Annotated in this window: 27 protein-coding genes; 15 read left to right on the top strand and 12 right to left on the bottom strand. The window is 46.4% G+C overall.

Annotation, left to right across the window (positions count from 1 at the left end; genetic code table 11):
- Positions 1-96: 96 nt before the first annotated feature.
- The 4 genes from H6F93_RS09150 to H6F93_RS09135 all read left to right on the top strand — a co-directional run bounded on the left by H6F93_RS09150 (position 97) and on the right by H6F93_RS09135 (position 5,579).
- Positions 97-507, top strand: coding sequence for a response regulator (locus H6F93_RS09150; protein WP_190680172.1), 411 nt, complete (start codon positions 97-99; stop codon positions 505-507).
- A gap of 442 nt (positions 508-949) precedes the next feature.
- Positions 950-2,293 (top strand): erythromycin esterase family protein, encoded by a 1,344-nt coding sequence (locus tag H6F93_RS09145; protein ID WP_190680212.1) that lies wholly within the window; start codon positions 950-952, stop codon positions 2,291-2,293.
- 816 nt (positions 2,294-3,109) lie between these two features.
- Complete coding sequence (locus tag H6F93_RS09140; RefSeq protein WP_190680171.1) at positions 3,110-4,816, top strand: R3H domain-containing nucleic acid-binding protein; 1,707 nt, start codon at positions 3,110-3,112, stop codon at positions 4,814-4,816.
- A gap of 28 nt (positions 4,817-4,844) precedes the next feature.
- Positions 4,845-5,579, top strand: a complete 735-nt coding sequence (locus tag H6F93_RS09135; protein WP_190680170.1) for an SGNH/GDSL hydrolase family protein — start codon at positions 4,845-4,847, stop codon at positions 5,577-5,579.
- A gap of 88 nt (positions 5,580-5,667) precedes the next feature.
- On the opposite strand, the gene H6F93_RS09130 is transcribed toward H6F93_RS09135, so the two are convergent.
- On the bottom strand, positions 5,668-6,186 hold the full coding sequence (locus H6F93_RS09130; protein ID WP_190680169.1) for a helix-turn-helix domain-containing protein: 519 nt from the start codon (positions 6,184-6,186) through the stop codon (positions 5,668-5,670).
- Between the two features lie 449 nt (positions 6,187-6,635).
- On the opposite strand from H6F93_RS09130, the gene H6F93_RS09125 reads away from it, so the two are divergent.
- Positions 6,636-7,685 carry a YsnF/AvaK domain-containing protein gene (locus H6F93_RS09125; protein WP_190680168.1) on the top strand — a complete coding sequence of 350 codons (1,050 nt, stop codon included), beginning with the start codon at positions 6,636-6,638 and terminating at the stop codon, positions 7,683-7,685.
- A 152-nt stretch (positions 7,686-7,837) separates the two neighbouring features.
- Positions 7,838-8,350, top strand: coding sequence for a BON domain-containing protein (locus H6F93_RS09120; RefSeq protein ID WP_190680167.1), 513 nt, complete (start codon positions 7,838-7,840; stop codon positions 8,348-8,350).
- Between the two features lie 187 nt (positions 8,351-8,537).
- Here H6F93_RS09120 and H6F93_RS09115 read toward each other — a convergent pair whose 3' ends face one another.
- Positions 8,538-9,944: a S41 family peptidase gene (locus tag H6F93_RS09115; RefSeq protein ID WP_206755717.1), complete on the bottom strand. Its 1,407-nt coding sequence runs from the start codon at positions 9,942-9,944 to the stop codon at positions 8,538-8,540.
- Between H6F93_RS09115 and H6F93_RS09110 the strand changes: the two genes are divergently transcribed.
- A complete protein-coding gene (locus H6F93_RS09110; RefSeq protein WP_190680165.1) occupies positions 9,932-10,336 on the top strand; it encodes a GFA family protein in 405 nt (134 codons plus the stop codon). The two genes, H6F93_RS09115 and H6F93_RS09110, sit on opposite strands and share 13 nt — an antisense overlap.
- 81 nt (positions 10,337-10,417) lie before the next feature.
- Here H6F93_RS09110 and H6F93_RS09105 read toward each other — a convergent pair whose 3' ends face one another.
- The gene (locus H6F93_RS09105; RefSeq protein WP_242043364.1) at positions 10,418-10,681 is read right to left on the bottom strand and encodes a hypothetical protein; all 264 of its coding nucleotides are present in this window, start codon (positions 10,679-10,681) and stop codon (positions 10,418-10,420) included.
- Positions 10,682-10,917: 236 nt separating this feature from the next.
- Here H6F93_RS09105 and H6F93_RS09100 point away from each other — a divergent pair, with 236 nt between their 5' ends.
- Positions 10,918-11,160, top strand: coding sequence for a helix-turn-helix transcriptional regulator (locus tag H6F93_RS09100; protein WP_190680164.1), 243 nt, complete (start codon positions 10,918-10,920; stop codon positions 11,158-11,160).
- A 72-nt stretch (positions 11,161-11,232) separates the two neighbouring features.
- Here the strand turns inward: H6F93_RS09100 and H6F93_RS09095 are convergent, their stop codons facing one another.
- The 4 genes from H6F93_RS09095 to H6F93_RS09080 form a co-directional block, all read right to left on the bottom strand.
- Positions 11,233-11,535 carry a HigA family addiction module antitoxin gene (locus H6F93_RS09095; RefSeq protein WP_190680163.1) on the bottom strand — a complete coding sequence of 101 codons (303 nt, stop codon included), beginning with the start codon at positions 11,533-11,535 and terminating at the stop codon, positions 11,233-11,235.
- Positions 11,536-11,555: 20 nt separating this feature from the next.
- The gene (locus tag H6F93_RS09090) at positions 11,556-11,849 is read right to left on the bottom strand and encodes a type II toxin-antitoxin system RelE/ParE family toxin (protein ID WP_190680162.1); all 294 of its coding nucleotides are present in this window, start codon (positions 11,847-11,849) and stop codon (positions 11,556-11,558) included.
- A gap of 203 nt (positions 11,850-12,052) precedes the next feature.
- On the bottom strand, positions 12,053-13,018 hold the full coding sequence (locus H6F93_RS09085; protein WP_190680161.1) for a pentapeptide repeat-containing protein: 966 nt from the start codon (positions 13,016-13,018) through the stop codon (positions 12,053-12,055).
- 70 nt (positions 13,019-13,088) lie between these two features.
- Complete coding sequence (locus tag H6F93_RS09080; RefSeq protein WP_190680160.1) at positions 13,089-13,463, bottom strand: hypothetical protein; 375 nt, start codon at positions 13,461-13,463, stop codon at positions 13,089-13,091.
- 153 nt (positions 13,464-13,616) lie between these two features.
- On the opposite strand from H6F93_RS09080, the gene H6F93_RS09075 reads away from it, so the two are divergent.
- Positions 13,617-14,360 carry a hypothetical protein gene (locus tag H6F93_RS09075; protein ID WP_190680159.1) on the top strand — a complete coding sequence of 248 codons (744 nt, stop codon included), beginning with the start codon at positions 13,617-13,619 and terminating at the stop codon, positions 14,358-14,360.
- A gap of 338 nt (positions 14,361-14,698) precedes the next feature.
- Here H6F93_RS09075 and H6F93_RS09070 read toward each other — a convergent pair whose 3' ends face one another.
- A complete protein-coding gene (locus H6F93_RS09070) occupies positions 14,699-14,902 on the bottom strand; it encodes a hypothetical protein (protein WP_190680158.1) in 204 nt (67 codons plus the stop codon).
- Positions 14,903-15,084: 182 nt separating this feature from the next.
- Between H6F93_RS09070 and H6F93_RS09065 the strand changes: the two genes are divergently transcribed.
- The gene (locus tag H6F93_RS09065) at positions 15,085-15,459 is read left to right on the top strand and encodes a spore coat protein (protein ID WP_190680157.1); all 375 of its coding nucleotides are present in this window, start codon (positions 15,085-15,087) and stop codon (positions 15,457-15,459) included.
- Positions 15,460-16,175: 716 nt separating this feature from the next.
- On the opposite strand, the gene H6F93_RS09060 is transcribed toward H6F93_RS09065, so the two are convergent.
- From H6F93_RS09060 to H6F93_RS09050, 3 genes are all read right to left on the bottom strand, one after another.
- Entirely contained in the window at positions 16,176-16,820 is a 645-nt protein-coding gene (locus H6F93_RS09060; RefSeq protein WP_190680156.1) for a response regulator transcription factor, read from the bottom strand.
- 18 nt (positions 16,821-16,838) lie between these two features.
- Positions 16,839-17,858, bottom strand: coding sequence for a sensor histidine kinase (locus H6F93_RS09055; protein WP_242043363.1), 1,020 nt, complete (start codon positions 17,856-17,858; stop codon positions 16,839-16,841).
- A gap of 219 nt (positions 17,859-18,077) precedes the next feature.
- On the bottom strand, positions 18,078-19,514 hold the full coding sequence (locus tag H6F93_RS09050; protein ID WP_524537920.1) for an ammonium transporter: 1,437 nt from the start codon (positions 19,512-19,514) through the stop codon (positions 18,078-18,080).
- A 413-nt stretch (positions 19,515-19,927) separates the two neighbouring features.
- On the opposite strand from H6F93_RS09050, the gene H6F93_RS09045 reads away from it, so the two are divergent.
- Both H6F93_RS09045 and H6F93_RS09040 read left to right on the top strand, forming a co-directional pair.
- The gene (locus H6F93_RS09045; RefSeq protein WP_242042274.1) at positions 19,928-20,353 is read left to right on the top strand and encodes an ExbD/TolR family protein; all 426 of its coding nucleotides are present in this window, start codon (positions 19,928-19,930) and stop codon (positions 20,351-20,353) included.
- Positions 20,354-20,421: 68 nt separating this feature from the next.
- On the top strand, positions 20,422-20,694 hold the full coding sequence (locus H6F93_RS09040; protein WP_190680154.1) for a Precorrin-3B methylase: 273 nt from the start codon (positions 20,422-20,424) through the stop codon (positions 20,692-20,694).
- 34 nt (positions 20,695-20,728) lie between these two features.
- Here the strand turns inward: H6F93_RS09040 and gloA2 are convergent, their stop codons facing one another.
- Positions 20,729-21,115: an SMU1112c/YaeR family gloxylase I-like metalloprotein gene (gene gloA2, locus H6F93_RS09035; RefSeq protein ID WP_190680153.1), complete on the bottom strand. Its 387-nt coding sequence runs from the start codon at positions 21,113-21,115 to the stop codon at positions 20,729-20,731.
- A 55-nt stretch (positions 21,116-21,170) separates the two neighbouring features.
- Here gloA2 and H6F93_RS09030 point away from each other — a divergent pair, with 55 nt between their 5' ends.
- The 3 genes from H6F93_RS09030 (at position 21,171) to H6F93_RS09020 (ending at position 24,145) form a co-directional block, all read left to right on the top strand.
- Positions 21,171-21,914, top strand: a complete 744-nt coding sequence (locus H6F93_RS09030) for a trimeric intracellular cation channel family protein (RefSeq protein WP_190680152.1) — start codon at positions 21,171-21,173, stop codon at positions 21,912-21,914.
- Positions 21,915-21,978: 64 nt separating this feature from the next.
- Positions 21,979-22,248 (top strand): hypothetical protein, encoded by a 270-nt coding sequence (locus tag H6F93_RS09025; protein ID WP_190680151.1) that lies wholly within the window; start codon positions 21,979-21,981, stop codon positions 22,246-22,248.
- 421 nt (positions 22,249-22,669) lie between these two features.
- Entirely contained in the window at positions 22,670-24,145 is a 1,476-nt protein-coding gene (locus tag H6F93_RS09020; protein WP_190680150.1) for a CoA-acylating methylmalonate-semialdehyde dehydrogenase, read from the top strand.
- Positions 24,146-24,436 lie beyond the last annotated feature (291 nt).

The following is a 24,436-nucleotide window of genomic DNA, read 5'->3' as shown; positions in this document are numbered from 1 at the left end:
TGGAGATCTGAAGCTTGGTAAGCTAGACGACGATAGGCGAGTTTCTCAGTGAGCATAATTAACCATATTCAAAGACTTTGTTAAAGCTCCTGCTCTATGACTTCAAATAATGATCTAAACCTGAACGGTTTGAAGGTGTTGGTCGTAGACGATGGGAATGACAACCTTCAATTTCTCGCTTTTCTGTTTGAGACTTACGGTGCAGATGTAACAGCAGTTCGTTCAACCAGCGACGCACTGCAAGCGTTTCTAAAGCGACAACTAGACATCCTGGTGAGTGAGATTAGGTTACCTGAGGAGAATGGCTATACCTTGATTCGCCGAATTAGAGAATTGACGGCGGAGCAAGGGGGGCAGGTGCCAGCGATCGCCCTAACAGGCGATGCTAAAGAATCAGACCGACAGCAAGCACTTGCGGCAGGATTTCAGCAGCATTTGGCCAAGCCTGTTGACCCAGATACATTGCTACAAGCTGTGTTGAAAATGGCTTCCAGCAAGATTAAATAGCAAGATTGGCATCAATCATCATGTCTGTGTCGCTAGACTCACGTGAAGCTTCGTAGTTTTCACTACATCTATAGCAGTCCTAAATTACTGGTGAGATGAGCAGGTTGTGAGAGGCACCCCTTAAAAAGTGGACTCTCACAATCCATTTAGGATTGCTCTCAGTTATTCAAAGTTGGAAAGATCCATACACTGTTGTGAATTACCAATACGCGTGACACGGAATACTGTCCTTTGTGAAATCGCACTAATCCTAAGGGTGGATGGAGCTATTTTTGACCCTCAATACTATGAGAGCAAACTCACGAAAGAGTAACACAGCTTTTTGTCATCACTGATATTTGGAGGGAAGTATTATGACATCATCGCAATGGAAACTGTTTCGCAAAATTGATCTGATGTAGGCACTATCATAGCTAAATTCAATCGAGGCTTTTTGAAAGTCATGTCGGAAGCGATCGCCCCTCTAATAAACAGTATTCAACAACTTGCTCATCCCTTAACTGGAGCCGAGCAAGACTATAATTCTTTGCTGGAGCTTATTGGGGATGCTCGATTTGTGTTGATTGGAGAAGCTTCCCACGGCACTCATGAGTTTTATCAGCAGCGAGCAGACCTGACAAAACAGTTAATTCAGGAGAAAGGTTTTGTCGCAGTAGCAGTAGAAGCTGATTTTCCCAACGCTGATCGGGTCGATCGCTTTGTCCGGGGCATTAGCAAAGATGTAACAGCAACAGATGCTTTGGACGATTTCCAAGACTTTCCGCTATGGATGTGGCGAAATGTTGATGTATTGAACTTCGTAGACTGGCTACGTCAATATAACGACACCCTGCCTGACTATAGCGCAAAAGTAGGGTTCTATGGGCTAGATCTCTACAGTATGTATGCCTCAATGGAGGCCGTGCTGAAATATCTAGAACAGGTTGATCCGGAAGCAGCAAAACAGGCCCGTCATCGTTATTCCTGCTTTGACCAGGCTGGCGAAGACTCGCAAAGTTACGGATACGCGACCACTTTTGGCTTAACTACTCCCTGTGAAAATGAAGCTATCAATCAATTGATGGAATTGCAGCGCCATAAGGGAGAGTATGCTCAACGGGATGGACGTGTAGCAGAAGATGACTTCTTCTACGCAGAACAGAATGCCCGTCTAGTCAAAAACGCAGAAGCCTATTACCGCTCAGTGTTTCAAGATCGAGAGAGTTCCTGGAATGTGCGCGATCGCCACATGGCAGAGACATTAGATCATCTCATTGCCCACCTTAACCGCCAGGGAAAACAGCCCAAGATTGTTGTCTGGGCGCACAATTCTCACCTGGGAGATGCACGGGCAACCGATATGAAAAAAGCAGGTGAGTGGAACTTAGGGCAACTGGTGCGAGAACGTTATGGACAAGAGGCTGTTCTCATTGGTTTTACTACCTACAGCGGAACCGTAGCAGCAGCTTCTCATTGGGGAGATCCGGTCGAGGTAAAGCAAGTTAGACCGGCTTTACCCGGAAGCTACGAAGCAGTCTTTCATCAGGTTGAACTGCCTCAGTTTTGGTTGAATCTACGTCACGATAATTCAGCGATTACAGGACTGCAAAAAGCACGCCTAGAAAGGGCGATCGGGGTGGTTTATTCACCCCGAACCGAGCGTAGAAGCCATTACTTTAAAGCTCAACTTCCGGCACAATTTGATGCAGTAATTCACATTGACCATACCCATGCAGTAGAACCGCTCGATCACCTAGGCCAGCCTGAAGCGACAGAAGTTCCAGAAACGTTTCCTTCCGGTCTGTAGATTCAACTTTGGATGTAATCTTCTAAAGGCAACTTGTAGAAAATGGTTGTTTCGAGCAAGCCCTGAATGAGGGCGATCGCCACACAAACTACCTATTTCGTAGCGAAACGCCTCAGCATACCTTCCAAGCAACTGTTGGAGATACTGCAACCCTCCTGAACGTCAATTTTGCTCTTTTGGAGAACCCTCAATGTTGGGAGGTGAAATTGAGGTCGTCAGTTTTGCCTTGCTGGAGTTTTTAACATGACTGGAGTTTTGAGGCATTTTTGCACCAGTCTGATAGGGCATTGAGAATTCAGATTGCATAGTGGAAGTGTTGTTTAGAATATGATTTTAAGGTTAATCTATCCAATACTTGAGTTTGCTCCATCTAAAGTTTTGTAACTGGGAGCTTTCCCCCTGTGTGCGTTCTACCATTTGGCTTATTTTCTTTAAGCAGCTTTTGTATTGAAAGAAATGCTCCAGGCATTGCCAACTTACTGCTAATTTGATGTATGAATTTCGTGGGGACATGGCAATGCCATGCCCCTACAAAGGGGATTGAGATCCGGGAGTCGTACCCGCATTTGGCAACGCCACGATCCGCACTAAAACGTTCGGTTCTCATCCAATACTTTAAAGGTGGGTTTGTTACAATCAAGATCTTCTATAGCAAGATTCCTAGGTCTAGGATGTAAATCAAAGACATTTATACAATTCACTCAGTCCACCCAGTCCCCACTCATCTGCTACGTTTTGCTACCTGGGACTTGGTAAAAGCAAGCTTTGCAACATAAATTACGTTCTTTTATCGGCGCTGATACGCCAGTTTATAGAATGCATACAACAAACGAACTTCAGCTACTGCTGGAGATGCTGCCTCAGGAGATTGGGCAATCGTTATATCATCATCCTCAGCGCGACGCTTTGGTTGAAGTGGTGCTTGATTTAGGACGACGACCAGAAGCCCGGTTTCCCAATCAAGCCGAGTATCTCTCAGAGCAAGTGGTCACTCAGGGGCAATTGCAAGATTGCACTGATCGCGTGGGTCATTTTGGAGCAGATAATCGGGCAGGAATTGAACAAACCTTGCACCGCATTAGTGCCATTCGCAACCGTCAAGGCGAAATCATCGGACTAACTTGTCGGGTCGGTCGTGCGATCGAAGGAACGATCGCCATGATTCGCGACCTAGTCGAAACAGGACAATCGATTCTGATGTTAGGTCGTCCAGGTGTGGGTAAGACGACAGCTTTGCGGGAAATTGCTCGTGTTCTGGCAGATGACCTGAACAAGCGGGTCGTGATCATAGACACCTCCAATGAAATTGCAGGTGACGGGGATATTCCTCATCCAGCGATCGGACGGGCAAGACGAATGCAGGTGGCGCGTCCTGAGTTACAGCATCAGGTGATGATTGAGGCGGTGGAAAACCACATGCCAGAGGTCATCGTAATTGATGAGATCGGCACTGAACTAGAGGCACTAGCAGCCCGAACGATCGCCGAACGCGGGGTGCAACTCGTCGGTACGGCTCACGGCAATCAGTTGGAGAACCTGATCAAGAACCCAACCCTATCAGATCTAGTGGGTGGTATCCAATCTGTAACCCTAGGCGATGACGAAGCTCGTCGTCGTGGTTCCCAGAAGAGTGTGCTAGAGCGAAAAGCACCTCCAACCTTCGAGATTGCGGTTGAAATGCAGGAACGCCAAAAGTGGGTTGTGCATGAGAGTGTAACCGACACCGTCGATCGCCTCCTGCGTGGAAATCAGCCTGCGCGTCAAATCAGAACTGTGAATGAGCAGGGACAGATTACGATTACCCAAGAGATTCCACAAGTGCCCTTAGGGCGGCGAACAGGTCGGGGTGGGCAATACTCTACACCATCCACACCAACACTCAAACGACATGCAGCAGGGCATGTGCTGCCATTTCCACAGCGCGTGGAGACGGAACCGCTGGTGATTCCCCAACCTGAGCGCTTACTGAGCGATTGGGAGATAGACGCCATTCCACCGGCTCAAAACAACTCAGAGACATCGCTATCTCTTTACCCCTACCAAATGAGTCGGAGTTTGGTTGAACAAGTAATTGAACAACTGAAATTGCCGGTTCGAGTCGTGGGTGGGGTTGAACGAGCAGATGCAATTTTGACGCTGAAGGCAAATTTAAGAAAACACGCCAACCTACGGCGGATGGCAGAAGGCTATGGGCTGCCGATCTATGCGGTTAAAGCCAACACCGTTGCTCACATTGCCAGCACCTTACAGCAGGCATTGGGACAAGAGGACAAATCGGTAGAGCCTGATTTGGAATCAAGCGAGTCTGCTTACAGCGGTGATGAAGATGATGAGTGGGATGCCCTGGAAGAAGCGCGACTAGCCGTTGAGCAAGTGGTGATTCCAAAAGGTCAGCCTGTCGAGTTGCTGCCACGCTCCGCTCATGTTCGCAAGCTGCAGCATGAATTTATTGAGCATTATCGGCTCAAATCTAGCAGCTTTGGAGTAGAACCGAACCGTCGTTTGCGGATCTATCCGGCTTAATCAACGTCGGACAAGGAGGAGAATAGAGATGACTTCGTTGCGAGTGACGCGACGACAATTGATCCAGGCAGTCGGAGGAGTAAGCCTCCTGGCACTTTTGGGCTGCAATCAGCGGGAGCAAAACACTCAGCAGGAGCAAACCATGACAACCCTTTACACATTCGGTGATTCGATCTTAGATTGCGGACGATACAACGAATTTGGCGTTCATCCAGGACAACTGCTGGTTCAGAACGACGATCGCCTGTTTCCCGAATTTCAGGGTCAAGACCTTACCTCACATGGATCTGCCCGACTTGAACATCGTGCCGTTGATGGGGCAACAGTTGCGGGTCTGCCCACTCAAGCACAAGGATTGCGGGTTGAAGGAAAAGCAATTGCCCTGATCACTGTTGGTGGGAACGATCTGCTTCGTGGACTCATGCAAGATACAGGACCAGGAATTGCCACCTTTGCTAACGCTCTCGACACCTTTGTGCAGCACCTTCCCATTCGCCCTGTTTTGCTAGGTAATGTGTACGATCCAACCTTGGGAGACGACAGGCTCAATTTTTCAGGAATTGAGCCAGCGATCGCCCGCAAAAACCTTCAGCGCATAAATACAGCAATTCAAGAGATCGCCAACCGCTATGGAAAGCTCGTTGATCTCCACGCTCATTTCCTCAAAGGCGATCTATCCTGGTTCACAGCGACGATCGAGCCAAGCCTACGGGGAGCATCGGAAGTGAGACGGGCTTTTCTTCCTCATGTCATTGGTGAATGAAACGCTAGTCAGGAGACAGGGTGTCTGGAGCGAACCTCTGAGCAAGGCATCGCTTCAGCCTGACAAGGATATCAATCTGGTAAAGATATCAATTTTGATCAGGCGAATTAAAGCTATCAGAATGTTTAGAAGCTCTCTGTTTAGGTTTGAGAAGGTGTGCTTTTAGCAGTTCAAACGACTGCTTGTAAATTTGGAATTCTGACGGCTTCTCGGCAAGTGAGACGCTTCTTGTGACCTGATGAAATGCTTGATAAAGACTATTTAACCCCGCGAGAGCATCAGAGACAGGAATCAATCGCTTCACCCTGTTGCCATTCACCTTAGCAACGTAGTTTAACCCACCCAAATTTGACAAATTTTCTACTTTGTTTTCATGCACTAGTCGTGCAACCTCTCGTAGATCAGCGCCAATCACCTCTGAAATCCGCTTAGCAGTTTCCTCATCAGGACCACTGCGCTTGAGGCAAATCCAGCCCAATCCAGCACGAGAAATATGCACTTGTTTAGCAAGCTGACTCATGTTGGTTTGAGGGTTGTCTTGAAGATACTGCAACACCAACTGTCCAAAGGCTGAGCAATCTTCAGGGCGCAACTTCAAAGGATTCATACGGGTAAAGCAAGGATTAAAGCTCGGTGTTAGGGATTAGAAATATCAGATTGATTTACTTTGTGTTTGCGATCGCTGAATTGTGCTTCAATCACACAACCCAATTGGGCAGTCAAGTCTAGTGCAAGCGCTACGCGAACACTCTTGTGTAGAGTATTTTAATCTTACCACTACCACCTCAAGTAAAAATTACCTAAATACTTTACTCTCTTCCCGATTAAAGATTAGGTACTAAAAGATCAAGGGAAGCAGGGATACATCCCTGAATTATTTAGTGGAAAAAGGAGTGAACAAAAGTATTCATAGGGCTGAAAGCAATATGAGGTATTAGCCGAAAGCTATTTCTTTCGAGCATTTTGGGCTCAGTCTTTAGGGGAACACGACTGCCGTCAAGCTGACCCAACATGAAGTAAGAAATACAGGTTTACTTTAGATGAAAGGGCGGAAGTATGGCTTTAACTCAAACCAGAAGAGCGATCGGAACGTTTCCCACTCGACGCGCAGCAGAACAAGCGCTGCACGAGCTGGAGCGTAGTGGCTTCCCAATGGACAAAGTCTCCGTAATTGCCAGAGATGACCGCACTGATAAACTTGCTGGTGCAAGCGTGAGTGAGCATGTAGGCAACAAAGCTGATGACGGAGCCAAAACAGGTGCAGTATCAGGAGGCGCTTTGGGGGGACTCACTGGGTTGTTAGTGGGTTTGGGCGTTTTAGCAATTCCTGGCATCGGGCCTGTGATGTTAGCTGGGGCTGGAGCAACCGTGCTGGCGACGGCTCTTTCGGGAACCGCAATTGGAGCAGCAGCAGGTGGTTTGCTGGGAGCGCTGGTTGGGCTAGGCATTCCTGAAAAAGAAGCGCAGGTCTATAGCGATCGCGTTTCTCGTGGTGACTACTTGGTCATGGTGCAAGGTACAGATGCCGATGTTCAGCACGCTGAACAAGTTCTCAAGCGGCACACCATTCAAGACTGGGGCATTTACAACGTAACGGATGCTTCCCACACCCAAACCGTTGAGCAGGCGCAACCTGTTGCTGCTCCAATCAACCCGCCGAGTAGCACCGTTGAAACCCCGGTTCGAGCAGTCACTGATAGTGAATCAGTTCGGCTTTACGAAGAACAACTGCGGGTCGGGAAAACCCGGCAAAAAGCAGGCGAGGTAACGGTTAGCAAGCACGTTGAAACAGAGACAGCTAGGGTTGCAGTTCCAATCGAGAAAGAGCGCATTGTGGTTAAGCGCATTTCGTCTGAAATCGGTAAAGCTGTAGCTCCTAGCGATGCGGACTTCCGTGAAGGCGAAGTAATGCGGATGGAGATGTACGAAGAAACACCAAACATCCAAAAACAAGCCTTTGTGCGAGAAGAAGTCAGCTTACGGAAGGAAGTCAACCAGGAAGTTGTGAATGCTGAAGAGACCGTTCGTCATGAGGAACTGGATGTCAAAGTTAAAGGGCATCCAAGAGTAGAGGGACCGGTTGATTTTCCATCCGATCGCACTTAGGTGTAGTTTTATCAGCAATGCATTAAAAGCATTAGATGAATATTAGAAATTTCAGGCTATTTCTAATGCATTGCTGCTAAATAATTTGCCTTTGAATTTGCCTTCAAAGTTTGTGCAGTAAACGTTTTTTACAACATCATTGGATTCAGATTATGAAAAAAGTAACTTCATTACTTTTGGGTAGCGTTTTGTTAATCAGTGCCGTAGGTTGCTCTACCGCTCGAACCAGCAGCAGTGCTCCTGATTCGGCGGCTAATGCTGAAGCTGATTTGGATCAACCCACTGCCGAAACTAACCAAGACGATGCAACTTCCGAGCTACGTCGCAGGCAGCTAAACTCTGATATTCGCTCTGCTGAGCAGCGCAATGACATAACGGGAGGCGATGCTGAGAAAGCGGACGGCGATCTGCGGAGTGAGGTGAGATCAAAACTTGAAGCTAATCTACCCGCAGCTGAGTTAACAGTTGAAGCAAAAGATGGCGCGGTAACAGTTGCAGGCACAGTGGTTGACCAAGCTCAACTCGATAAGATTGAGACACTTGCCAGAGAAATCAAGGGTGTTCAAAGTGTTACGGTGAACGCTGCACTTCGTTCAGGTGCAGAGCCAGAGCCACCTCCAAGTGACAGCAACGACATCACCGAGTCGAACACGGGCACACCGTAAACAAAAAGTAATTGAGGCGTTGCTGAATGCGGGTATGATTCACGGCTCTCAACCCCCTCGTAGGGGCATGGTATTGCTATGCCCCTACAAAATTTACACATCGAATTTAAAGTATGTGCGTAGCGCTACGTTAGCGGGTAGGAAACTCTGCTTTGTTTCTTATCTTCTCTTGATAAAGCGGTTGCAGTTAATGGTGGTGTTGCTGTTCAATAGCAGTAACTAATGTAGCGATCGCCTGCTGCTTTTGAGGGTCAACGCCTTCTGCGTATTCCAACGGAAAAGCCACAGGAATATCTGGGGTTACTCCCTTTCCTTCTAATCTCTGATTGCCATCTACCAACACATTTGCTACAGCAACATACAGCAAACTGCCGTCTTGCATCACAAAGCCGCGTCCCGCTACAACTGCGCCTGCGGTGGTCGTGCCGACTAAAGTCCCAATTTCAGCTTGCCGAAAGCCAAAGGCGATAATTTCCTTGCTGCTTCTGCTGCCCTCATTCATCAGAAGAACTACGGGTTTTTTCCAGCGGTAATCGGCGATGAATGCACTTCCATCTCGTCTAATACTGGTGATGCTCGGACTCTCGCCCGTAAAGAAATTGAGATAGGCGATCGAACCTCCTCCCCATCCGTCACGAATATCTAATACCAAACCATCGGCATCGGCGAGCTTGCCAAACATCAAATCTTCCATCATCTGCTGTTGATGAAGATCAGCCGCATTTGACCAAATGTGAATATAGCCAATGCGTTTACCCTGTTGCTCAACCACTTGAGTACTGGCTTGCTGCGCCTCTTTAAACAAGGTCGTCGTGTCGAATGTTTGAGGAGTGACATTAATCTCCTGCTGGCTGGTGGGATCAGCAGATCGCTGAATTAACAGCGTTACGTCTTGTCCTGCTTTACCTGTAAATGACTCAATCGGTTGATAGGGGTTGCCATCTACGCTAAGTAATTCATCGCCTACCCTTAAACCTGCGATCGCCGCTGGGCTGCCCTCCAAAATCGCGCTGACAAAAGTTTTTTCGTGGCTGGTTTTAGTGAAAATACCAATGCCGGTGTACTCATATCTATCGTTGGGAAATAGTGCTTTTGCAGTAGCTGGTAGATCGTTGATTTCAGGTTGAAAAATCCCTAAAAGTTGGTAGTAAGCAGTTTCGCTTAGGGTGTAAAAGTAGGTGTGGGAGGTTTGCAATTCAGCTAGCATCTGATTAATGACCTCCGCAAACTGCTGACGACTTTGTACTTGCCTGATTTGAGGTCTATACTTGTCTGGCATTGCTGCCCAGTCAATTCCGTTAAAATTGTCATCATAAAAATTATCGTTAACTGTTTGCCAAACCTCGTTAAATACCTTCTCTTCTAACGATTCTTGAGACAAAACGGGAGATATAAACCAGAGCAGAAGCAAGGCTGTAAAGCCAACAAAGGCGATCGCAGGAAACCTTGTTCTATTAAGGCGAGAGATAATCCGAGAGAAAAAGCGAGCCACCATTGTTCTGATTCCTGAGAGGTTGAGGATAAGAATTTTCTGAAACTCGGTCAGCAAAGTTCTTATGAAGTCGTTATGGAGATGCACCCATGAAAAAGACATACGCTGGAAGCTGCCACTGCGGCGCTGTTCGTTTTGAAGCAGATATCGATCTGAGTTTGGGCACAGGCAAGTGTAATTGCTCAATCTGTACTAAGACTCGAAATTGGAGCGTAATCATCAAGCCTGACGCATTTCGACTGCTCGCGGGTGAAGATGATCTGAGTGACTACCAGTTTAATACCCAGAGCAGTCATCATCTATTCTGTAAACGCTGTGGTGTCCGCCCGTTTGGACGTGGATACCTTGAAGAGCTTGGCGGTGACTACGTTTCGGTCAAACCCGCTGCCCTCGACAACGTAGATTTGCAAGAGCTGGTTGATGCTCCGGTTCAGTATGCCGATGGACGCAACAACAACTGGTGGGCGGCACCCGCAGAGACACGGCATCTGTGAAGCGAGGCAAATTGTTCTCCGCCATCAGAAAGTTCAGCGATCGCCCTGACAAGTGGGTGCTACCCTGATTAGCGATCGCCTTTAGCTGTCTTCTCCCTCGGTTTCAGGCGGGTCAGAATGTTGTCCTGCATCGAACACAATGCAAAAGGTAGCCGCTGGAATCAGACGTTGCAAGGCTCTCAGCTGAGCTTCTGCATCGCTGCGACGACGAAAACGAGCGACAACCAGGGTATGAGTGTTGGGAAAAGAGCGGACGATGCACCAGGGATGCAGGGAATCTCGATAGGATGGCATGGGAAAGTGGGCGATCGCGCTATTAGCGTCGCGGCAAGGGTAAATAGGCATGGCAAAGCCTCAACTTGGCCTGACTGCTTGAGGGCAAGCAGAACAAACAGCCAACTGACTGGACTAAAATGCCTTAAGTTACTTGGATAGTGAGAAACTTAGAGATGCCAGATGGTGAGGATATGCCTCTGACTAGTGCTGTCTCTGAGGAGGCAGTTTGATTTAAGCCTCTATCTTATCTAAATCGATTTAGGGCTGCTTGTCAATCTGTTTTATATAAATCAATTTAGGCATAAATGACCGAGGAGCTAGAACAAGAATCTGCGTTAGTCCGGTTAAGGCGAATTCGTAACCTGACTCAAAAGCAAGTAGCAGACGCTCTTGGGATTACAGTGCAAACGGTCAGCAATTGGGAAGTGGGCAGAGCAGAACCAAAGCTAACCATCCGTCAGTTCAAAGCACTGCTTCATATTTTGCAATGTTCAGTTGATCGGCTCCCCGATGATTTAGGCCCTTCAAGCCAGGATGCTGAAAAATAGAAACATCAACCCTTTCTTTCCACGCAAAGCATGGAAATGCTGACCTAGAGGCTCTGCCTAATAAAGCAGATGTTAGGCAGAGCGAGGCTGGATTTGAGACAGAGTATCTGCTTCTGCATTTAATGCGTGGTACAAATCCCAGCGCAGTTGTAGATTCATCCAGAAATCGACTGAGGTGCCAAAGTATTTTGCTAACCGTAAAGCAAGCCCAGGCGTAATGGACTGCTGTTGCTGCACAATCGCCTGAATATGCGCCATGGGGACGTAGATCGCGGCGGCAAGTTCTTGAAGAGGCAGGTTGACGGGCAGCAAAAACTCTTCCAGTAGCATTTCCCCAGGATGGGTGGGTACACGATGAGTAGGAACTCGAATCATTGGATTAACTAAGGTGACGGCTAGTGGTAATCAACAATTTCTACGTTGCTAGGTTCATTCTCGTGCCAGGTAAAGCAAAGGCGATACTGATCGTTAATACGAACACTATACTGTCCAACGCGATCGCCCTCTAATGCTTCTAAACGGTTTCCTGGTGGTACTCGTAAATCGTCTAACTCTGCCGCAGAATCTAATTGATCGAGTTTTCGTGCGGCAACCTTCCAGAGTGATTGGGGACAGGTGCGACGAGCAGCTTTGGTGTCTTGCCCGTTAAAAATATCTTCAGTGCCAACATTGCTAAATGATTGAATCATCCCCCTCACATGATACTTAGTTACTCTCCTGATGTCCTATTTTATTGTCCTTCTAAAATTTTAATTTTGCTGTATTACAATTCTCCTTGTTTCTAGATTAGGTTACTGCTCAGTCGTAGAAGGGCGATCACCACCCTCCCAAGATGTACTCTTAACACATCCTGTTATTGCATTAGGACAATCGCAATTTTGTCAGCTTAGTATTAACGTTCTATGAAAGCTGAAACGTCAGAGTCTGGCATATCTCGGAAGGTAGCTCCACGGGCACGTAAATTTGCCTTATCTTCTTCTTTTAAACCACGGTTGTTCCCGAAAATTGTCCCTTCTACACTAGTACTAGTGAGATCAGCTTCACTGAGATTAGCACCAGTAAGGTTAGCGTAGCTAAGGATGGTGTTTAGAAGACTACTGCCACAAAGATCAGTCCTATAGAGGTTGGCTCCATTAAGGTTAGCTTCTTGAAGGTTAGCTCCGCTTAAATCAGCTCCAATAAGGTTGGCTCCACTAAGATCAGAACCTTGAGCGTTGACTCCACTAAGGTCAGCCGATAGAAAATTAGACTCGCTGAGATTAGCTCTACTAAAGTTGACCTCACTAAGATTAGCTCTGCTGAAGTTAACTTCACAGAGATTAGCTTCACTGAAATCTGCTCCGCTTAAGTGTGATCTACTAAGGTTAGCCTCACTAAGATCAGTTCTGCTAAAGTTTGTCTCACTAAGATTAGCCCCGCTAAGGTTAGCACCAGCAAGATTAGCTCGATGTAAATTAGCTCTGCTAAGGTATGAATCCCGCAGGTCTGCGTACTGAAGGTTCGCCTTGGCAAGGTTAGCTCCCCGCAGGTTAATTCCACGCAGATTAGCATCAGAAAAATCGGCTCCAGAGAGATCAATTTCACGTAGGTTGATCCCGCTTAGATTAATTTCTGAAGTTGACTCTTGTCTCCAATCATTCCATTCGTGAACATTGCGTTGGAGTATTTCTAATTGAGCATTCTTATTTATCAAAGTTTGCTGAGCTACTTCTTTTTTGCTTAACTCAAAAAAATCCTCTTTGAGTTCTGAAAAATGAAAGTTTTTTCTATATTCATCTAAAGCAACAAGAAAGATGCTCACAGTGACATAGGTGGCTAACCAAGAGGATGGTGGATAGCCCTTAGTAATTAACAGCATGACTGCAAATCCTAAGAAGACTGGAAGTATCTGCTTCATTAAAGTTTGAAGCCTTGAAAGTACTGGCACGTTAAGGATTACCCGCACGTCCACCTCCCTTCTTGGCAAGAAGTTGGTTAAGGTCTGCTAAAAAACGGCTGATGACCCGACCTGCTAAAACGATCCATAGGCAAAAGTCTGAAGCAACAATAATGAAACATGCATAGCGATTAACTCCAAACGGGTTTTCGTGCATGCAAGCATCAAATCCTGAAAACTCCTTGCCTAGAATCCACCGCCCAATTAAGCTTGGAATCTGGAGTAGCAGACTGAGTGCAACCGCGTCCTGTATAGATTCACACAAGGTTTTCCACAAATCTCCCATTACCGCTCTGCCGATGACATCAACAGGATCAAAGACTGCTGCAAGGGCCTTCTCTGCCTTTTCACGTGGGGTCAGTCGCATCTTCAGCACCAACGATCTAAGTAGAACCTATAGAGGCATGAGGACAAAGAAAAACTTTTCTTTAGTCTACTTCTATGCACCATTTTTATAGTTATAACAATAATCAAAGTTGTTTGTTTAAACATCCCTTATTTCAAGAGCGACAAGTTTTTCATGCAAAAACCTTCAAAAATGATGAAAGTAATAAAAGTAACTGACATTAAATGGGTTTTCAGCAAAAAGTTAGTCATTGATCCTAGTCGAGAATTTGTTCAAAATCTTTGTTTATTTGTTGGTGAAATCATCAGAAGTGATGAAGTGGGACTTATTGTTTGGCGAGGACAGCCAATCCTAATGGTCCGAATTCATGAAATCAATTTTGAAACAAAAGTAAACTATGTTGAAATGATAAACTTCAAAGATTCAAAACTAGAGGAAATGCTGATAGGTCTTAAGCTAGTGGATCTTAAGCTAAACAGTGCTTACCCTATAATAATCGGCTCTGGTTTTGAGATTTTTTGTTACCGGCCAAAGATAGGCAAACCTTTTCACCCTAAGATGTATCCAACATATAACACAGCTAGAGAAAGAGCAGCAAGGATACTGAATGGAATCTTCCTAATGATAGTAGCTCCAAATGTGAGTACTGGTGTTTCCTTCGCTCAAGTTGATGAGAAAATTGCTACCAAATTCTTGAAGAAGTTATCTAGGCAAGAGCTACGTCAGGATTTAATAGAGAGTTTTGCAACAGCCGTAGATAATTGGTTAGAAGAATTTTATACAGATGATATTCACTCCAAACAATATAAAACTAAGAACCGATATCCCCCTGCTCCTAAACCGCTCGAAGGTTGCAAACTGCATATTATTACTTCGGATGATGACGGTAATATCATTGCTTACGAAGCAGAAGCCTGAAGAATTTAAGTATTTGTTATTGGGTAATTTGCGGGATGACTACTGAGTTTTATTTGTTCACATGTAACTCATGGGTACGTCCTAACCACGGCCCAGTGACCTGCTGTAATTAGGCTTGCAATACTTTTTATGCTGTTCTAAATCAGATGGATGGGCAATACTTTTTGCGGTTTTCCTTTTGTACCTAGTTGAGTAATCTTTGTTACCGCTAATTTTGATATGCGATCACCCTCATCTAAAACTTCTTCTGCCGACCGCGTTATGGCTTTGTTGTCACCGTTCTAACTTGCAATTAGCAAAGCCCAGCGTTTTCGTATCAAGAAAACTAGCGATCGCCTTCAATTCAACAGATTTGCCAAGTCAATCAGCACATTAGGAAAAGCAACAGGGGCGACCGCCCCATTTACTCCTAACCCCTGCTCATAGGATGAACTAGGGGCGATCGCTGACTCTGCACCGAAGCAAATTGTATGAAGAGAGCAACTGCAATGCTTTTGTAAGTCGTTACATTGCTTCTGTAAGTCATCACAATGCTTCTGCATTGGCTGCAATGCTTCTGTAAGTCGTTACAATGCTTCTGTAAGTCATCACAATGCTTCTGTAAGTCATCACAATGCTTCTGTAAGTCATCACATTAGTATTGCGTCAGCAGATTGTAACTTCTTTTGTTAGCAACGACAGGGCTACGGGCACACTGATGCTGTCCTCCATCAAGGTGTAGCCTATGGTAGCTCCTAATACAAACCGTCGTCTTCCTGATCAAGTCATCAGTCAAGACATCGACTCGCTCAATGGCTTGAAAACAGTGGTTGATTACATAACCGTTCGCCCCGAAGCAACCTCAGACAATCTGAAACAAACATATCAAACCATGCTGACGCAACAGCAGCATGAAACCGAAAAACTAGCCCTGTACCGAGCTGCATCCGACGCTGCGCGACTAGCAGAATGGGAATTTCACAATGCAGTTTTAGCCATGAAAGAAGTGGTAAGAGGTCACTACGGCTCAGATAGCGATCAGGCGCAATCCGTAGGGCTGAAAAAGAAATCAGACCGCAAGCGTCCTACCCGCAAGCCTGCTACATCTGCGTCGAGTTAATCCTCAATGCAATATTCAGCTTGGGTTAGGGGCGATCGCAACTTACTAGAGAATACAGCGATCGCCTCTGACTCATTCTCAACATCAGATATGAGAACTGACACCTTGTTGACTGAGTCCAATCGAACAGACGGTTTACATCACTTATGGAATGGCTTAAAGCATTTCAAGAATCTGGTTGCCAATCCAGATAAAGTGGCTCTTACTTGTTCAATTACCTTGATTGATTACTGTAGAAAAGTCGATTCTTGCTGAGAAAAATCCTAAAACCTGTACCGCTGCCTCAGAGGGTGTTTGAAAAGTAGCGAATGTCCCTGTAAGGGCGTAGCATTCGGCAGGTAGACCCTGAAATAGATCAAAAATCCTTGCCCGAATGCCACGCCTCTACAAATCTTTGGGCTACAGATTGAACTTTTCAAACGTCCTCTCACTTGCAGCGATCGCTCAGTCAAAAGAGGCGGATTGCCAAATTTGGACTTGGTAAAATAGCTACAGAACCATAGCAATTACACCCAGGACAGCTAGAGAGCAACTTATCCAAGAAATTGCACAAGTTCCAGATGCACTTGTAGAAGAAGTGCTGGACTTTTTGCTTTTCGTAAAGAGCAGACAGAATCAGGAAGCGATGACAAGAGTACATAAACTTGCATTCTATCCCTTCTCTACAAGTTAAGTTGACACACTACTCAAGGATTATGTGTCTATTCCAGACGTATTCAGGTAGAGGTAATCAATCCTTTTTGCAGCGCCAGTAAAGCAGCCTGAGTGCGATCGCGAACATCTAGTTTTTGTAGAATCGCGTGAATGTGAACTCTGACCGTTCCAGGGGTAATGTAAAACGTTTGGGCAATTTCTTGTGTCGTTTTGCCAGCAGTAATTAACTGTAAAATTTCTTGTTCTCTTGGGGTTAAAGGTGATTTATTTGTAGTTTTTGAGTGGGCTAGCGCTTGAATTTCAACCGTTGCGGTTTCATCCCACCAGGATGCTCCTGCAACCACAGAGCGGAGGGCTAACACCAGTGTTTGAGCCGCAATGCCTTTGAGACAGTAACCTCGGACACCCACCTGAATCAGTTGACTAATCAGCGCTCGGTCGGAGCGAGAGGTCAAGACCAGAATAGGTAGGTTAGGACAGTTTTGCTTGATCTGACGACAAGCTTCAATGCCACCAATTCTGGGTAGTCCTATATCCAGCAAAACCGCATCCAGGATATGTTCGCTAGCTAATCTGATGGCGGTTTCGCCGTCTCCTGCCTCAGCTACAATCTCAATGTCTGGTTCCTGTTGCAGCTTCATTTGCAGCCCTAGACGAAATAGTTCGTCATCTTCAACCAGTAAAATTCGTAACTGAGAGGAATCCATAGAAACTAAGGAAAGGGGCTATGGCGTGAGAGCAGGAAGGCACAGCCCAAATACGGCTCCACGCGAGGATCGGTTTTCTGCCCAGATTGTGCCGCTGTGTGCTTCAACGATCTGTCGAGATAAGTATAGCCCTAGACCTGATCCCTTTGCTTGGCGATCGCTGTGTCCCTGATAAAACCGCTCAAAGAGTTGAGGTAATTCTTCTGGATGAATTCCAGGCCCTTCATCTAACACCTTGATTACTACTTGCTGCGCTGCGTGAGAATTGTTCTCAGACTGTAAAATCACCTCAACATTTCCATTAGTAGGTGAATGGTGAATGGCATTGATCACCAGATTTGATAAAACTCGTTGAAGCTGAAGGGCATCCCCATTTACCCAACAAGACTGAGCGTTTATTGCTTCAGTGTTGAGATGAATCGATACCTGATATCTGGATACTAAATCGCTGAGGGTCTGAATTACTTGCCCGGTGAGTTCAATCAGGTTGACGGGCGATCGCTCTAACCTGACCCCTTCTGCATCGTTGCGGTACACATCCAACACCGTGCCAATCAGTTGTAGGCTGGCTTGGTGGCTCCGGGTCATTGTAGAGAGTACCTTATGCTGCATCTCAGTTACAGCGCCAAATCGCTCTTGCTGAAATGCTTTCAGGGTTTCAATCGCACCCAGCAGCGGTGTTTTCAGGTCGTGAGTCAGCGTGAGAACAAAATCTTCTCGTAAGTTCGCTAGTTTTTCTTGAAATCGCAGTTTTGCTCTCTGTTGAGCGATCGCCTCTTCGTAGTAGCGATTGCGATCGCCTAACATTTGAGTCACAACCAGTGCAAATACAGCAATGATCCGGTTTCCGACCGTTGGGGCCGTAATGATATGACTACCAGGAATCCACAGATTAATAATAGTTAATGCAGATGCCAACAGCGTTAAGCGAACGGCAACATTGCGATTTAGACGAAGACTAGCCAACAGAATTGGACCAATGTAGAAATAGCTAAAAACATAGTCAGCGAGGGTGACAAGTTCCAGAAAGACGACCATTGCGAACAATCCAACGACCAGCCAAAAAATGTTTGAGTATGAATTTTGACTCGATATAGAGATTGGACGCAGCAATGAGTAAACCATAAAAGTATTGACGACAACCCTAATTCAAAAACTAGGAGTTAGAATACTGAGATTTCTTAGCATTCTAACTCCCCTGTTTTGTTTGATATGTTTTGTGGCAAATAACCCAAAGATTTGTGAGTTAATCCAATTCTATTCGGTACTCAATTTACCTGTACTGCTCGATGCAGTAATCGCAGACAAGTCAGAAAGACCTTGCTCACCATACCCAATTTCGTCATGCTCTGAAGGATCTAATCCTTGAGTCTCAGCATTGTCTGAAACCCGCAGCCCGATAGTTGCTTGCAGGATCTTGAGCAGTACAAGCGTGCCGACTCCAGCAATAACATAAGCGATCGCCACAGCAGCCAACTGCTTAAACAGTTGTGCAGGATTTCCAAAGAGTAAGCCATTTGCGCCCGCTGCATTCACTTCCGTGGTGGCAAAGATTCCTGTCAAAATTGCCCCAACTGTCCCGCCAACTCCGTGAACGGGGAAAGTGTCTAAAGCATCATCAATTCCTAGCTTATTCTTAATGCGAATGGCGTAATAGCAGCAAAAGGCCGTGATGCCACCAATGAGTAATGCTCCCATCGGAGTAACAAATCCTGCTGCCGGAGTAACGCCAACCAGTCCTGCAACGGCTCCAGTAGCCAGTCCCACAGCGGTCGGCTTACCCGTCAATACCCATTCCATCAAAATCCAAACCAGTCCAGCCGCCGCCGCCCCGGCATTAGTAGACACAAAGGCTACGGTTGCCAGCCCTCCAGAAGCAAGAGCGCTGCCTGCATTGAAGCCAAACCAGCCAAACCACAGCAAGCCAGCCCCCAACAGAATATAAGGGACATTGTGAGGAGGGGTTAGATGTCCAGGATAGCTCTTACGGTTGCCCAAAACTATCGCAGCGACTAAAGCGGAAACTCCAGAACTGATGTGAACCACCGTACCACCAGCAAAGTCGAGCGCTCCAAACCCACCATAAAGCCCCATCAATCCACCTTTCGCCCAAACCATATGGGCTAAGGGACAGTAAATTACCACGGACCAGAGCAGGACGAACCAGAAATAGGCTTTAAACTTGAGCCGTCCAATTAATGCTCCAGAAATTAGGGCAGGCGTAATCACAGCGAACATGCCCTGGTAAACCATGAACGCTTGATGAGGAATGGTTGCAGCGTAGGACACTACCGCCTCTGGTTCTGAACCTGTTAGATAGTCCGTTGTCTCCAGTCCAACTCCGTTCAGGAACAGCCACTGCAAGCCGCCAATAAAAGAGGTTCCTGGTGCAAATGCCAGACTATATCCCCAAAGCAGCCAAGTCACCCCAACTACCAGCATGAGTACAAAACTCATCATCAGCGTGTTGAGGATGTTGAGCGATCGCACAAACCCACCGTAAAAGAATGCCAAGCCAGGAGTCATCAGTAGCACAAGAGCAGAACAGATCAGCATAAATGCTGTATCTGCCGCGCTTTGAGCCGTGGCCGCTGCCTCCAGTGGATCAGGAGCTTGAGCCAGGGCTTCTCCTGTAAATAAACCCATTGACAAACCAAAAGCAACTACTAAGGTTGCAAAAATCCGAATACCCACGTCTTCCCACTCTCCGGAATTAAGACATCATTTAATTCAATTCATGATTGATGCCTATCAAAATTACACACAAGGGTAGATACAAAAATGTAGCAATTCAATCAGTTTATCCGCATTTAAACGCCTGTTATAGACGAAATTAAACGCCTGTCAAATATACTTTTTCACTTTAATCTGCGAGTTTTAATAAAACCGTATACGCTCTTATAAAAACCTCAAAATAGACAATCAAATCTGTTTATGAGTAATAAGAACGTTTAGACATCAGATTTGGGTTCAGGAAGCTAATCTGCTGAACCCTTTTAGTTTTTGTCTCTACTTCATCAACGAGCAAACAACGAGCAAATCTTTAGCCACCTGAATCTGACTAGATCAACAATCAGCCCTAAAATGAAGTTGACAGCAGAAGCTTGATGAGGCGTGATTTAGCGATGCGATTCAATCGGTCTAGAAAGCAAGAAATGCCAGAGATCAACCTGGTGCCAATGATGGACGTTCTAATGACCATCCTGACGTTTTTCATCATCGTTTCGATGTCTGCTCAGTTTGGTTCGCAAGCATTAGATATTACACTTCCCAATGCTGACTCAGGAGCTAATGCTGTCAACTACCCTGATCCATTAATTGTAGGAATGAATGAGCAGGAACAACTTTCCTTGAATGGTCAACCTGTGAGTCAAGAACAACTGAGCCAGCAGATGCAAGCGTATTTGAGTCAGAATCCAGAAGGTTCAATTATTTTGCAGGCAGATTACCGACTACCCTACCAGCAAATTGTTAATGTTCTGGGTCAAATGCGAGCGATCGGAGGCGATCGCGTTTCCCTAGGAATTGACTAGATGGCATCAGAGCGGCTGAGGAAGATGAGAGTGAGTTAGGATCGGGAAGAGGACGTTGCAATTGAAGTATGGCACAGCAAGAACCCCTCCCCGAAAAAGAATTAATCAAAGAAGTCTGTCGGCGAATTCGGGTTGCCCGCAGCTATTGGGATGCTCATAACAATCGAGCTTGTCGGGGTGAGCGAGAACGCGCTCTGGCACTTTACAACACTCTGACCAAAGAGCAAAAAGACCAAATTCCGCAGGAGTTGCGGGTGTGGTTGCGCTATCGCAGTGAGAAATATTTTGGGGCACACCGAACCCCGCCTAAGTCAAAACGCTCGAAGCGATCGCCCAAATAATCCATTAGTCTTCAAAGCAACACACCAGTTTTGCTCAAGCCTGATAAATCTCTAAAGGCAATCCATCAGGGTCTTGGAAAAAGGTAAACTGTTTTCCCGTCAGGTGATCTACTCTCACCTCTTCCACAGCAACCCCTTTTGACTGAAGTTCCGCAACCGATTTTTCAATATCTTCCACCACAAATGCCAGATGCCTCAGCCCACAAGCTTCAGGGCGACTGGGGCGATCGGGCGGATTGGGGAAAGAAAACAACTCAATCTGATCGTGTTCACCAACTCTGAGATCTAATTTGTAAGAGTTTCTTTCTGCACGAAATGTTTCCGCAATCACTTCAAACCCCAAAGTCTCTACATAAAACTGTTTTGACTTCTCATAGTTAGAGCAAATGATGGCAACGTGGTGAATTCTGCTCGTTTTCATCGGGATAGGTAGTGTGTTCGGTTATGCTTTCTATGCTAATCGCAATCCTGCCACTATGTTTTTCCATCCCCCTGACAGTTATTGGTTTGATGTTTTGCTCACGTCGGCTTTGCCTCGTGATACGGCGATCGCCTATCACTTACAGCGGCTTGCATTCTTTGGATATGTGATTGAAGTTGGGGCTGTGATTACAGCATCTCTATCTGGAATGCTGGCTGCTCAGACTAAACAGCTAGATTTCGTGGGTATCTACATCGTGGCATTCGTCAATGCATTTGGGGGTGGAACGCTGCGAGATCTATTGTTAAATCGACGACCTTTGTTTTGGGTAGAGCATCAGGAATATCCGCTGATTGTTTTGCTGATGGCTATTATCTTTTTATATTCGCCGCGAATTTCAATTCCTCACCAACCTGTGACTGGAAGGTTATTTACGATTGTCGATGCAATGGGTTTAGCTCTGTTTAGTATCTCAGGAACATCTTACGCGCTCACCTTTCGAATGCCTTACCTGGTGGCATCGATTATTGGCGTAATTACAGGTGTGTTTGGTGGAGTGTTGCGAGATGTCCTATTAGCTCAAATTCCAATGATCTTCAGGACTTCAACTTCCTTATATGCAACCTGTGCCTTTATAGGTTCCTGGACATTTTTATTGGCGGTCAGTCTCGATATTCCAACTGCCACGGCAACTTTCTTGGGGTTTATGGTGACATTAAGCTTGAGAATGCTCTCAGTGCGCTACTGCATTACCCTTCCTCAACCCCGCTACCTCAAGCAACAACCTGTCCCAAAGTAGGATGCTACTTTGCAAAGATTGCTAAAGGATAGGAAAAGATTCAAAACTTGGAGTGTGAATAGCCATGACCGATCGCCCAACGAATCAATCTTCCAAGCCTGATGAGAACAAGCAGAATGCAGCTCAAAAGCCAGGTGAAACTGGCGATCGCCCCAATGACACCTCCAAAACTTATGACGTAATGGATTTAGTATCTAAAGGTGGGTATGAAGGCGACCCCCAAGAAATTTTGGGAAACCCTGGAGTTGCTCCCCAAATGTATCAAGAAGGACGAGATTTAAGAGTCGATTTGTACAGAGATGCAGACGAAACTTCCACAGATCAGGATGCTTGAAACTATTCCTCAGAAAAGGAGCGATCGCTGATCTGACAATACTCTAAGGACACTTTGATAGGGGGGAACGAAGGTTTTGCCCCTATTGATGTAATACCGATTTAAATAGGTTTCACGACACATTAACTCCTTGTAAGGGCGAATGGCCATTCGCCCTTGTGGGCATCTGCATTCTTTTCAAATCAAATCGGTATAAAACCCCTCTCAGAAATCCTTACAGCAATTCTCACTTCTATAAACCACAAACCCCTGTAGGGACGGTTCGCGAACCGCCCCTATGCTATGGCTTACTCTGCATTCATGACAAACAACGAATGACCTGTGACCAATGACAAATAACGATAATATCTAAAACAGTGGCCCAAAACAGCGTCATCTGAGCCACACTGTGCATTACCAGACGCTTGAGGAATGTTGCTGCATGAGTACAAACGACCTGGCAAATTATATTAACGGTCAATGGGTTGTTCCAGATACCACTGATCTTCTGGAAGTCACCAATCCTGCCACACTTGAGCAGCTTGCCAGGGTTCCTTTGTCTGTAGCTGGAGAAGTTGAGCGGGCTGTTGAGGCTGCATCTGCTGCATTTGTGGAATGGCGGCGAGTACCCGCTAACGAACGAGTGCGATATTTGTTTCGGTTACGAGAACTTCTAGAAACACACTTTGACGACTTAGCCCAGACCATTACACAGGAGTGTGGCAAAACGCTGGCAGAGTCGCGCGGCGAAATGCGCCGGGCGGTTGAGAATGTTGAGGTTGCCTGCGGTATTCCAATTTTGATGCAGGGCTACAACTCAGAAGACATCGCCAGAGGTGTGGATGAAATCATGATTCGTCAGCCGCTCGGTGTGACGGCAATCATCTGTCCGTTTAACTTCCCGGGCATGATTCCTTTCTGGTTTATGCCCTATGCGATCGCCTGCGGCAACACTTGCATCGTCAAGCCTTCCGAGAAAGTGCCTTTGACGATGCGAAAAATATTTGAACTGATCGATCAGTTAGATTTACCTCCCGGTGTGTTGAATCTAGTGAATGGGGCGAAGGATGTAGTCGATGCAATTTTGGATCATCCTGCCATTCGAGCTGTGAGTTTTGTCGGGTCAAGCCCTGTAGCCCGTTATGTTTATAGCCGTGCTGCCGCTAATGGAAAACGGGCCCAGTGTCAGGGTGGTGCAAAAAATCCGGTCATTGTGTTGCCCGATGCTAACCTCGACACGACCACTCGCATCATGGCAGATAGTGCCTTCGGCTGTGCCGGACAGCGCTGCCTCGCCGCCTCGGTTGCTATCACGGTCGGAGAGGCGCGGCATAGTTTCACCGAAGCGATCGCCTCTGCCGCTGAATCTCGCGTAGTCGGCTACGGACTCGACCCTGGAGTCGAGATGGGCACCGTGATTTCGGCTGAAAGCAAAGCGCGAATTGAAAAACTCATTCAACGGGGTGCAGAAGAAGGAGCAAAAGTTCTAGTAGACGGACGTAGCCCTCAGATTCCAGGCTATGAGCAGGGACATTTTGTGCGACCGACGATTTTACAAGATGTGCCGCCAACTGGAGAAATCGCTCAAACCGAAATTTTTGGACCGGTGTTGGGCTTAATTCACTTAGACACCATTGAAGAAGCGATCGCCCTGGTCAACCGGGGGCAATATGGCAATATGGCCTGTCTGTTTACCAGCAGTGGTGCTGCCGCCCGCAAATTTCGTTACGAAGTAGAAGCCGGGAACATCGGCATCAACATCGGCGTAGCGGCCCCAATGGCGTTTTTCCCCTTCAGCGGCTGGAAGGAAAGTTTCTTTGGCGACTTGCACGGTCAAGGTCATCACGCTGTCGAATTCTTCACTCAGACCAAAGTCGTTGTCGAGCGCTGGTTTCAGGAATGGTCACGCACCTTCTAGCCCTAACCCCCAACCTCAATTTCAAATTCCCAAAAATATTTTTTTGCGGGGTGAGGGGTTTCACCCCTCATGGGGGTATACTGAAATCAATAGATGCACCCTGATGGTTCCCCAGCAGTCTTCGGACTGGCTGGGGCTTACTTTTTGCCCTTTATTCAGCTTCTTGCATGAATCTATCTCAGGACTTACGCAGATGTACTAAATGTGGTGGTCAGCTTAGCCCAATTTCATAGCAAGAGTGGGTGATTTGAGTTGCCCAATCAAATAGTGGGATAACAGTCTGCTCTTGAG

The organism is Leptolyngbya sp. FACHB-671 (genome assembly GCF_014695745.1).
Taxonomy (GTDB): domain Bacteria; phylum Cyanobacteriota; class Cyanobacteriia; order Elainellales; family Elainellaceae; genus JAAUTN01.
This window is presented reverse-complemented; position numbering and strand designations above follow the sequence as displayed.